Raw genomic sequence first — 12,516 nt, 5'->3', positions numbered from 1 at the left:
GGGCGCGCCTGTACCGCACCGGAGACGTGGCGCGGTGGCTGCCGGACGGCACGCTGGAGTACCTGGGCCGGGCGGACTTCCAGGTGAAGCTGCGCGGCTTCCGCATCGAGCTGGGTGAAGTCGAGGCAGTGCTTCGAGCCCACCCCGAGGTGCTCGATACCGTCGCCTTGGTGCGCGAAGACGCCCCGGGCGATCAGCGCCTCGTGGCCTATGTCACGGGAGAGCCGGCGCCGGACGTAGCGACGCTGCGGGCACGGCTGGCCGAGCAGCTACCGGCTCACATGGTGCCGACGGCCATCGTGACGCTGCCATCCCTCCCCCTGTCTCCCAACGGCAAGGTGGACCGCAAGGCCCTGCCTCAGCCGGTGGCCCCCCCTGTCCCTGGGGCCGCTGCCCCGCCTGTTCAAGAGCGCATGACTCCGTTCCAGCAGCGTGTCGCCGCCCTCTTCCGTGAACTCCTGCGCGTGGAGCGCGTGGGCCTGCACGACGACTTCTTCGCGCTGGGAGGTCACTCGCTCCTGGCTACGCAGCTCATCTCCCGGCTGCGCACGACGTTCGGCGTGGAGCTGTCCCTCAACGCGCTCTTCGACGCGCCCTCCGTGGCCCGCGTCACCGAGCTCGTCGAGGAAGGCATGCTCATGCGCGCCAGCGCGCCCCAGCTTCCAGCGCTCCGGCCCGTGCCGCGCGACGGGAACCTGCCGCCGTCCTTCGCGCAGCAGCGCCTGTGGCTCATCGACCAGCTCCAGCCCGGTGGCAGTCAGTACAACCTGCCGGGAGCGGTCCGGCTGGAAGGCGCGCTGGACACCGAGGCCCTGCGGCGCGCGCTGGAGTACCTCGTCAGACGTCATGAGCCGCTGCGCACCTGCTTCGTCATGCGTGACGGTGACCCCATCCAGGTCATCCACCCCGCGACGGACCAGGCGCTCCCGCTGAAGGACCTCACCGGACTGCCCCAAGACGACCGGGAGGCCGAGGCGCGCCGGTTGGCCGCCACGGAGGCGGGACAGCCGTTCGATTTGAGCGCGGGCCCGCTCCTGCGCACCCTGCTGTTGAAGCTGGACGCCGAGCTGCACGTGCTGGTGCTGACCATGCACCACATCGTGTCGGACGGCTGGTCGCTCGGCGTCATCGTGCGCGAGGTCGCCGCCGCCTACGACGCGTTCGCCCAGGGCCGAAGCCCTGCGCTGCCACCGCTGCCCATCCAGTACGCGGACTTCGCGTCGTGGCAGCGGCAATGGCTCCAGGGCGAGGTGCTCACCGCGCAGGTGGACTGGTGGAAGGAGCAGCTCGCCGGCGCGCCCCAGGTGCTGGATCTGCCCACCGACAAGCCGCGGCCCACCCAGCGCTCGCAGTTCGGCGAGCTCCACCCCATCCACCTGCCCCAGGACGTGGTGGCGCCGTTCCTCGCGCTCGCGCGGCAGGCGGGAGGAACGCCCTACATGGCGCTGCTGGCCGTGTGGCAGGTGCTGCTCGCGCGCTACAGCCGGCAGGAGGACCTGCTCGTGGGCTCGCCCATCGCGGGCCGCCGCCACGGCGAGGTCGAGGGCCTGGTCGGGTTCTTCGTCAACACCCTGGTGCTGCGGGCCCGGGTCCGTCCGCGGGACTCGTTCCGCGCGTTCCTCTCGCAGGTCCGTGACACCACCCTGGCCGCGTACGAGCACCAGGACCTGCCCTTCGAGAAGCTGGTCGAGGAGCTCCAGCCGCGCAGGGACCTGGGCCGCAATCCGCTGGTGCAGACCTTCTTCTCGCTGCTGAACACCCCCACGGGGCCGATGCGGGCCACCGGCCTCACGCTGCGGCCGGCGGACGTGGACATCGCGACCTCGCGCTTCGACCTGGGCCTTGTCCTCATGGACGACGCCGAAGGTCTGCGCGGCGCCATCGAGTACAGCACCGACCTCTTCGACACCGCCACCGTGGCCCGCCTCGCCGGGCACCTGCGCGTGCTCATGGCGTCCGTAGCCGCGGCGCCGGACCAGCCGCTGGGCACGCTGGAGCTGCTCACCCCGGGCGAACGTCAGCAGCTCCTCAAGGAGTGGAACGACACCTCGGCCCGGTACGACGGCGCTGGCGGCACCATCGCGGAGGTCATCGCGCGGCACGCCTCCCTGCGCCCGTTCGCCGTGGCGCTGGAGTGTGGTGACGAGACGCTGACCTTCGAGCAACTGGACTCGCGGGCCAACCAGCTCGCGAACCTGCTCCGGTCGCGCGGCGTGAGCACGGAAGTGCTCGTGGCCGTGAGCCTGGACCGGGGCTCGGCGTGGGTCATCACGATGCTGGCGGTGCTCAAGGCTGGCGGCGCCTTCGTGCCGCTGGACGCGTCGTACCCCGCGCAGCGGCTGGCCATCATGCTGGAGGATGCGCCACCGCAGCTGCTGCTCACGTCGCGGGCCAACCACGCGAAGCTGCCGCTCCCCGATGGCGGGCTCCCCACCCTGCTCCTGGAAGAGGTGGACCTGTCAGAGTGGCCCACCACGCCGCTTGTGTCCGACGTGGGCCCGAACCACCTGGCCTACGTGATGTTCACGTCCGGCAGCACGGGCCGTCCGAAGGGCGTGGGCATCCCGCACCGGGGCGTGCTGCGCCTCATGCACAGCGAGCCCTTCATCCGCTTCGGCGTCCGGGAGACGGGGCTCGTCATGGCGCCCGCCTCGTTCGACGGCTCGGTGATGGAGCTGTGGCTCCCGCTGCTCAACGGAAACCGTGTCGTCCTCTATCCGCCGGAGGCGCAGGCCAGCGACTTGGACACGCTGTCCCGCGTGGTGGAGCGCCACGGCGTCACGCTCATCCACTTCCCCGCGGGCCTGTTCTCGCAGGTGGTGGAGCACCGGACCGACCTGTTGAAGAAGCTGCGGGCCATCCACGTAGTGGGTGACATCCTGTCCGCACCGCATACGCGGCGCACGCTGACCACCACCGGAGTCCCCGTCTCCAACGGCTACGGCCCGACGGAGAACTCCATCATCTCCACGAGCTACACGGCCTTCGAGGCCTCGCAGGTCGGGGCCTCCGTGCCCATTGGCCGGCCGGTCTCGAACACGCAGGCCTACGTGCTGGATTCGCAGCTCCAGCTGGTGCCCGTGGGGGTGCCCGGCGAGCTGTACGTGGGCGGTGAAGGGCTCGGGCGCGGGTACGTGTCGCGGCCGGACCTCACGGCGGAGCGCTTCATCCCCGCTCCCTTCGCCACGCAGCCCGGCGCGCGCCTCTACCGGACGGGAGACCTGGTCCGCTGGCGCCCGGACGGCACGCTGGAGTTCATTGGCCGCACCGACAACCAGGTGAAGGTGCGTGGGTTCCGCATCGAGCTGGCGGACGTCGAGGCCGCGCTGCGCACCCAGCCAGGCGTGCTGGAAGCCGCCGCCGTGGTCCGCGAGGACGTCCCGGGCGACAAGCGGTTGGTGGCCTACGCCATGGGCCGCGATGACGCGCCGCTGGAGGTCGCGGCGCTGCGCGCGGGCATGCGTCAGCGGCTCCCCGAGTACATGGTGCCATCCGTCTTCGTGGTCCTCCCCACGCTGCCGCTGAGCACCAGCGGCAAGGTGGACCGCAAGGCGCTCCCGGCGCCGGACAGCGCCTCCACGGGCCGCGATGGCCAGTTCGTGGAGCCGTCCAGCCCGCTGGCGCAGCAGCTCGCCGCGCTGTGGGCGAAGGAGCTGGGCACGGAGCGCATCGGCCTCCATGACCACCTCTTCGACGACCTGGGCGGGACGTCCCTGTCGGTGGTGCGCATCGCCAAACGCATGCGGGAGGCGTTGAACCGGGAGGTGCCGGTGGTGTGGCTGTTCGAGCACCCCACCGTGGACGCGCTGGCCGCCGTCCTGGAGCGCGACGCGAAGGTGGATGAGGCCCCCGCCGCCGCTCCCACGCGGCTCCAGCCTGGCTCCGAAACCAGCAACGCCGAGGCGAACCCCACCTCGGGCTCTGGCCTGGTCGCCATCGTGGGCATGTCGGGCCGCTTCCCGGGTGCCAGCTCCGTCCAGGACTTCTGGCGGAACCTGCGCGATGGCGTGGAGTCCATCTCCCGCTTCACCCCCGAGCAGTTGGAGCGGCTGCCCGGCCTGCCCGAGGGCGTGGAGCTGTCGCAGCACCCGGCCTTCGTCCCGGCCGGCGGCGTCCTGGACGGCATCGAGGACTTCGACCCGGGCTTCTTCGACCTGTCGCTGCGCGAGGCGCAGTGGATGGACCCGCAGCAGCGGCTCTTCCTCCAGACGGCGTGGTCCGCGCTGGAGGACGCGGGCATCGACCCGGAGCGCACGCCCGAGGCCATCTCGTTGTACGCGGGCGCCATCGACTCCGGCTACAAGGACACGGTCCGCGCCACGCTGCCGCTGGACGGCGCGGCGCTGTTCGAGCTCTACGGCACCGCCACCCATGAGAGCCTGGCCACCAAGGCCTCGTTCAAGCTGGGGCTCACCGGTGAGAGCGTCCTCGTGTACACGGCGTGCTCCACGGGGCTCGTCGCAGTCCACCTCGCCTGCCAGAACCTGCTGGCGGGCCGCTCGGGGGTGGCGCTGGCGGGGGCCACGCGCATCGCCGTCCCGCAGCGCACCGGCTACGTCTACCAGGAGGGCATGATCCTCTCTCCGGACGGCCATTGCCGGAGCTTCGACGCGAACGCGCAGGGCACGGTGTCCGGGAACGGCGTGGCGTGTGTGGTCCTCAAGCGGCTGGAGGACGCGCAGCGGGACGGCGACTCCATCTACGCCGTCATCCGGGCCACGGCGACGAACAACGACGGGCGCTACAAGTCCGGCTACACCGCCCCCAGCGTCCAGGGGCAGGCGGCGGTCGTCGCCCAGGCGCTCGCGCGCTCCGGCGTGCGGGCCCAGGACATCGGCTACGTGGAGACCCACGGCACCGCGACGCCGCTGGGCGACCCCATTGAAGTGGCCGCGCTCCAGCGCGCCTACGGCCTGGGCGCCGAGCACCGGGGCACCATTGCCCTGGCCTCGCTGAAGAGCAACATGGGGCACCTGGACACGGTGGCGGGACTGGCGGGACTGATGAAGGTCGCGCTGTCCCTGCACCACGGCGAGGTGCCGCCCAGCCTGCACTTCGAGCGGCCCAATCCGCAGATCGACTTCGACGCCAGCCCCTTCTTCGTCAACACCACCCTGCGGCCGTGGCCGAGGACCGAGACGCCGCGCCGCGCGGCCGTCAGCTCCTTCGGCATTGGCGGCACCAACGCCCACGCAGTGCTCGAGGAGTCCCCCATGGCGCACAGCGGCTCCACCACGCGCTCGCACCAGGTCGTCACGCTGTCCGCCCGCTCCGCCGAGGCGCTGGAGGCGGCGTCGCGGCAGCTCGCCGGACACGCGGAGGCCCACGCCGCGGACCTGTCCCTGGCGGACGTGGCCTTCACGCATGCCGTGGGCCGCAAGGCCTTCGAGTTCCGGCGCACCGTGGTGGCCCGGGACGCCGCGGACCTGACGGCGCGGCTGCGCAAGCCGTACACGCCAGTGAAGGTGACCGACGCCGACGTGAACCGCCGCCGGGTGGCCTTCATCTTCCCCGGCCAGGGCGCGCAGCAGGCGGGCATGGGCCGCGAGCTGTACGAAGCGGAGCCGGCCTTCCGCGCCCACGCGGAGGCGTGCCTGGCGCTGCTGGAGCCCGCGCTCCGGGAGCGGGTCCGCGAGGTGCTGTTCGCCGGGCCTGGGATGGACGCCGCCGCGGTGGCTGACACCCGCGCCGCCCTGCCCGCGCTGTTCACGGTGGAGTATTCGCTGGCGCGGATGTGGATGGACTGGGGCCTGCGGCCCTACGCCGTGCTGGGGCACAGCTTCGGTGAGTATGCCGCCGCGTGCGTGTCCGGTGTCCTGTCGCTGGAGGACGCGATGCGGCTCGCCGTGGCGCGCGGCGAGCTGATGCACCGCATGCCTCCGGGCGCGATGCTGGCGGTGGCGATGCCGGAGGCGCAGGTGCTGCCGCTGCTGACGGGGCGGCTGTCGCTGGCGGCCATCAACGCGCCGGACCGCTGCGTCGTCGCCGGACCCGTCGCGGAGGTGGAGCGGCTTCAGGAGGAGCTGCGCCGCCGTGAGGTGGGCACCGTGCGGATGCCCGCGCCGCATGCGTTCCATTCGGCGGACGTGGAGCCGCTGATGCCTGCGCTGGCGGAGGTGGTGAGCTCGCTCCAGCGCCAGGCGCCGACGCTCCGGTATGCCTCCAGCGTCACGGGGCGCTGGGCCCAGGCGAACGAGCTGGCCCAGCCGGAGTACTGGGCGGCGCAGATGCGTCAGCCGGTGCGCTTCACGAATGCCGTGGGGGCCCTGCTCGAAGAGGGATGCAGCCTGTTGCTGGAGGTCGGCCCGGGGCAGGACCTGACGCCGTTGGTGCGTGCCTGCCTGGGACGCGACAAGGCGCGGGTCAAGGCGGTGGCGACGCTGCGCCGTGGCGGGACGAGCACGGAGCACGCGAGCCTGATGACCTCGGTGGGCGAGCTGTGGACCCTGGGCGCTTCGGTGGACTGGAGCGTCTTCTACGGCCACGAACAGCGGCTGCGCCTGCACCTGCCGACGTATCCGTTCCAGGAGAAGCGGTGCTGGGTGGAGGCACCGGCGCGGCCGGCGCAGACCGCCACTTCCGCGCTGGCGAATGGCGCGGGGCACGCGGCTGCCGTCGCGGCGTCATTCCAGTCCCCGGGCGGTTTCGCGACACCCGGCGCGGCTCAGCCCGCGGCGTCCACGTCGCTGGCGCAGGCGTCCGCGGGCTTCGCGACGCCCAGCGCCACACAGTCCGCTGCCCACGTGCCTGGCGGACAGAATGGCGCCTCGGTTCCGCCCCAGGCCCACGGCAGCCTCGCGGCCCCGCAGGTCACGTCGCCGCATCAGTCCCAGGGCAGCCTCGCGGCCCCGCAGGCCACGTCGCCGCATCAGGCCCAGGGGACGCCCGCGCCCGCCGCCACGCCAGAGCGTGAAGATGCGCCCCGAGGCGACATCGAGGAGCGGCTGGCATCGCTCTGGCGCGAGCGGCTCGGCATGACGTTCGTGGGCCGCGACGACAACTTCCTGGAGATCGGCGGCAACTCGCTGATGGCCGCGCAGCTCCTCAACCAGGTGCGGTCCACGTTCGGCGTCCAGCTCCCGCTGGCCGCGCTGTTCGAGGCCCCCACCGTGGCGGGCATCGCGCGGCGCATCGAGCCCCTGCTGCGTCAGGCCCCCGCCGTGGAGACCTCGCGCGAGCTGCCCATCGTCCCGTTGCCGCGGAGCGAGCCCCTGCCCTTGTCCTTCGTGCAGGAGCGCGTCTGGCGCCTGGAGCAGCACCTGCCGGGGCTGTCCGCGTACAACATCCCGTTCGTCCTGCGGCTGGAAGGCGCCGTGGACGCGGTCCTCCTGGAGCGCGCCGTCCAGGAGATCATCCAGCGCCACGAGTCCCTGCGGACGACCTACGACGTGGTGGACGGCCGCCCAGTGCAGCGCTTCCACGCGCGGATGCACATCCCGCTGGTGCGCGTGGACCTCACCGGCGCCCCCGAGCACCGCGAGGCCGAGGCCATGCGGCTGGCGCGCGAGGACGCCGCGAAGCCGTTCGACCTGGTGAAGGGCCCCGTCGTCCGGACCACGCTGGTCCGGCTCGACGAGCGCCTGCATATCCTGCTGGGCAACATCCACCACATCGTCAGCGACACGCTGTCCATCTCCATCTTCATCCACGAGCTGTTCCAGTGCTACGCGGCCTTCCAGCAGGGACGTCCGTCTCCCCTGGCCCCGCTGCCCGTGCAGTACGCGGACTTCGGCGCATGGCAGCGCAAGGTCGTCGCCGAGGGGCGCCTCCCCGAGCAGGAGTCCTGGTGGCGTCAGCAGCTCGCTGCCATGCCACGGCAGCTCGGCGTCGCCACGGACCGGCCGCGCCCTCCGACGAGCCCGCTCACGTCGGTGCGCATGCCCGTGTCCTTCTCGGCCGCGCTGTCCCGCGAGGTGGCGGAGTTCGGAAAGCGTGAGGGCTACACGTCGTACATGATGGTGCTCGCCGCGTGGCAGGCGCTGCTGCACCGCTACAGCGGACAGACGGACATCATCGTCGGCACGCCCATTGGCAACCGCACCCGGCCGGAGCTGTTGCCGCTCATCGGGTACGTGGCGCACTCGGCCGCGTTCCGCACCAGCTTCGCGGATGACCCGACGTTCCTGGAGCTGATCGCCCGCGTGCGCCAGGAGGTCAACGACGTCCAGCTGCGTCCGGACGTGCCCTTCGAGCACCTCGTGGAGGCCCTCATCCCCGGCAAGGACATTGGCCGGGGCCGGTTGACGGACACCATCTTCGTCTTCCACACCACCGCGGGCGGAGCCGCCGCGGCGCTGGAGCTGACCGGTGTCCGCGGAACCATGATGGAGGTGCCGGACGCGCCGGTGCAGTGGGGCGCGACGCTGTCCGACCTGTCCCTGGTGCTCGGAGATGACTCCGGCCGCATCGGCGGCGCGCTGGAGTACGCCACGGAGCTGTTCGACGAAGCCACGGCCCGGCGCATGGTGGAACACCTCCAGGTGTTGCTGGGCTCGGCGCTGGCCCGGCCTTCGGAGCGCATCTCCCGGTTGCCCCTGGCCACGGAGGCGGACCGGAGCGCGTGGCCCGCCCCCCTGCCCCGGCCCGTCTCCACGCCGATTCCCACGCGGCTGTCCCAGCGCGCGGCCCGTCAGCCGGGAGCCACCGCCGTCATGCAGGGCGCGACGTCGTGGACCTGGAGTGACCTCGCCCAGCGGGCGCGCGACGTCGCCGCTCGGCTGCGTGCGCTCGGCGTGCAGCCCGGTGAGCCCGTCGCCGTCTGCCTGAAGCCGTCCCCCGCGAAGCTGGCCGTCCTCTGGGGGGTCCTGGAGGCCGGTGGCGCCGTCGTGGCCGTGGGCCCCACGGACCTGGGACGCCTGTCGGACTTCGCGTCGTCCGGAGCCCGGGTGCCGGTGCTCATCACGTGGCGAGGCCTCATGACCGCCGCCCGGCTGGACGCGGCGCGGGTGCTCCACGTAGAGGACGCGCTGGAGTCTTCCGGTGCCCAGACGGAGCACCCCGCTCCGGCCCCGGAGGCGCTGGCGTGGCTGCTGCCCGTGGGCGCCAACCAGTCGCCGTGGGCCCTGGTGCACCAGGGGCTCACCGAGCTCTTCGACGCGCTCGACAAGCGGCTGCGGCCCGCGGAAGGCGCCACCTGGGTGGCCGCCGCGGAGTCCTCGGCGGAGCGCCCCGAACTGGAGGCCCTGTGGGCCCTGTCACGCGGGCTGACCGTGACGTTCCCGTCCGAGCAGGTGACGGCGCAGTGGGAGGTCCTCCAGGGCGGCGGTCCGCGCCAGGGCGCGATGGACCTGAGCCTCATCTACTTCGCGAACGATGAAGACTCGCTCGTCGGTCCGAAGTACGAGCTGTTGATCGAGGGCGCGAAGTACGCGGACGCCAACGGCTTCTCCGCGGTGTGGACGCCGGAGCGGCACTTCCACTCGTTCGGCGGCCTCTATCCCCAGCCCGCGGTGGTGGCGGGCGCGCTGGCCACCATCACTCGCAACCTGAGCCTGCGCTCGGGCAGCGTCGTCCTCCCGCTGCATGACCCGCTGCAAGTCGCCGAGCAGTGGTCCGTGGTGGACAACCTCTCCGGAGGCCGCGTGGGCCTGTCGATTGCGACGGGCTGGCACGTGGCGGACTTCACCTTCGCTCCGCAGAACTACGAGGATCGCCGCAACGTCCTCCTGCGGAACCTGGAGACGATCCGCACCCTCTGGCGAGGCAAGAAGCTCCGCCGTCCGGGTGGCGGCGGCGTCACGGTGGAGGTGGGCCTGCGGCCCAAGCCCGTCCAGAAGGACCTGCCCGTGTGGCTCACGGCCGCCGGCAGCCCGGAGACGTTCCGCCTGGCCGGCGAGGTGGGCGCTGGCGTGCTCACCGGTCTGCTCACGCAGTCACTGGACGAGCTGAAGCAGAAGGTGGCGCTCTACCGCGAAGCCTGGCGCCGCAACGGGCACCCGGGCCGTGGCCACGTCGCGCTGATGTTGCACGCGTTCATCGGCGATGACGAACAGGAGGTGCTGCGCACGGTCCGCAAGCCGCTGCTGGGCTACTTCCGGAGCTCAGCGGAGATCTCCGCCTCGCTGCTGGCCGCGCAGGGCTACCAGGGCGAAATCGACAAGGTGTCCGAGGAGGACGTGAACGCCCTGCTGGAACACACCTTCGAGCACCACGCGAAGGGCACCGGCCTCATCGGCACGGTGGAGAGCGGCGTGCAGCGCCTGCTCCACGTCCGGGAAGCCGACGTGGACGAGGTGGCCTGCCTCATCGACTTCGGCCTGGACACGCCGGTGGTGCTGGAGGGCCTGCGCCGGCTGACCGCGATTCGCGAGCGGCTGGTGCAGGACGCCTCGCAGCGGAAGGTCCAGCGGCAAGCGGAGGGAACGCTCGCGGTGGACGAGCTGCTGGCGCTGGCCCGACAGTCGGGCGCCGTCCTGCTGCATGCCTCGGCGCGGCTGGCGCGCACGCTGGTGGAGCTGCCGCAGGCCCGCGAGGCCTTGGAGCCCGTGGGCGCGCTCGTCCTGGACGGCGCCTCCGCGGAGCTGGCCCTGTCGCTGCACCGGAACCTGGGCACGGAGGTCCTGCTCGCGGGTGCCGCTAGCGAGGGCGGCCTGCTGCCACGGCCTCCGACGGCGCGTATCCCCGAAGGGCTCCAGTCCTGGGTGTTGGACGCGGCCGGATTGCCGGTGCCCCCCGGGGTCGTCGGTGAGTTGGCCCTGGAGGGGGCTGGTCTCCCCTGGGACTTGTGGCGCGCCAATGAGCAGGAGCGCCGCCGTTTCGTGCAGCACCCGTCGAGCAGTGAGGCCCGGCTCTTCCGGACCGGGAGGCACGCGCGGCTCCGCGTGGACGGCCGCGTGGAGCACGTCACCCTGCCCGCCGCGCCCAAGGTGCAGGCCCCCGCGCCGAAGCCCAAGGCGCCCCCCGCGCCCTCGGTGCCCGCGCCGATGCTGCAACCCGAGCCCTCCGCGATTCCTCGCGTGTCCCGGAACCGGCCGCTGCCCCTGTCCTTCGCGCAGCAGCGGCTCTGGTACCTCCAGCAGCTCGATCCGAGCAGCACGGCGTACAACAATGGCTCCAGCTTCCGGCTGACCGGCCCGTTGAACGTCGAGGCGCTCCAGGCCGCGCTCAACGAGGTGGTGCAGCGGCACGAAGTCCTCCGCACGACGTACCAGCTCACGGAAGACGGCGCGGTCCAGGTCATCCACGCGGAGGGCTCGCTGCCGATACCCGTAGAGGACGTCCCCGGAGATACAGCGGAGGCGCGTGAAGCGGAGATGCTGCGGCGGTGCGCCGCGCTGGGGGCGATTCCCTTCGATCTGGAGAAGGGCCCGGTGGGGCGCGCGGTGCTGCTCCGCTTGGGGCCGGAGGAGCACGTCCTGAGCTTGATGCAGCACCATGTCATCTCCGACGCGTGGTGCACCCTGGTGCTGGGCCGCGAGCTGTCGGTGCTCTACGCCTGCTTCAGCGCGGGCATCCCCTCGCCGCTTCCGCCGCTGGAGGTGCAGTACGCCGACTACGCGGTGTGGCAGCGCCAGTGGCTGGAAGGCGCGGTGATGGAGCAGCAGGTCCGGTGGTGGAAGGAGCGGCTCACGGCCGTCCCCGCGCTGGAGCTGCCCACGGACCGGCCCCGGCCCGCGATTCAGTCATATGCGGGCGGCAGCTTCCGCTTCGAGCTGCCCGTCGACGTGTCGGAGCCCCTGCTCGCCTTCGGGCGGCGCGAGGGCGCCACGTCGTTCATGGTGCTCATGGCGCTGTTCCAGGCGCTGCTGGGGCGCACCGCGGGCCAGGAGGACTTCGCGGTGGGCATCCCCACGGCGGGACGCTCCCGGCCGGAGGTGGAGGGGCTGCTGGGCTGCTTCGTGAACACGCTCGCGCTGCGCTCGCGGCTGGAGGGAGCACCGTCGTTCCGGGAACTGCTGGGCCGCGTGAAGCACCAGTCACTGGACGCGTTCGCGCACCAGGACGCGCCCTTCGAGCGCATCATCGAAGCGCTCCAGTTGCCGCGTGACCAGAGCCGCACGCCCGTGTTCCAGGCCGTCCTCAACGTGGTCAACACGCCCACCGTGGACGTGGCGCATCAATCGTTGAAGTTGAGCCAGCTCGGCATCGAGGCGGACACCTCCAAGTTCGACCTGAGCCTGGAGATCGTCGAGCGCAAGAACACCCTGTTCTGCCGCTTCGAGTACGCGTCGAGCCTCTTCGATGTCGGCACCGTGGAGCGGCTCGCGGGCCATCTGATCGAGCTCGCCCGGGCCGTCATCGTCACGCCGGACCTGTCACTTCAGCGCGTGGCCATCCATTCGGAGGCCGAGCGCCACCAGGTGCTGAAGGGCTTCCAGGGACGGGAGCTGGCGCCCGCGTCGGAGGCGACGATTCACGCGCTGATGGAGGCGCAGGTGGCGCGGACGCCAGACGCGGTGGCGGTGGCGTTCGAGACGGAGCGGCTGACGTACCGGGAGCTTGAGGCGAGGGCCAACCAGGTGGCGCACCACTTGAGGGCCATGGGGGTGGGGGCGGAGTCGCTGGTGGGCGTGTGCC

1 protein-coding gene is annotated in these 12,516 nt (G+C 72.0%); it reads left to right on the top strand.

Features of this window, described 5'->3' with window-relative positions; all coding sequences use genetic code 11:
* Positions 1 to 12,516: non-ribosomal peptide synthetase/type I polyketide synthase (locus tag HV824_RS31590; RefSeq protein WP_176424902.1), on the top strand; the 12,516-nt coding region annotated here is incomplete at both ends.

The organism is Myxococcus sp. AM009, assembly GCF_013372605.1.
Classification (GTDB): domain Bacteria; phylum Myxococcota; class Myxococcia; order Myxococcales; family Myxococcaceae; genus Myxococcus; species Myxococcus vastator.
The sequence above is the reverse complement of the archived record's forward strand: the minus strand, read 5'-3'. Positions and strand labels throughout refer to the sequence as shown.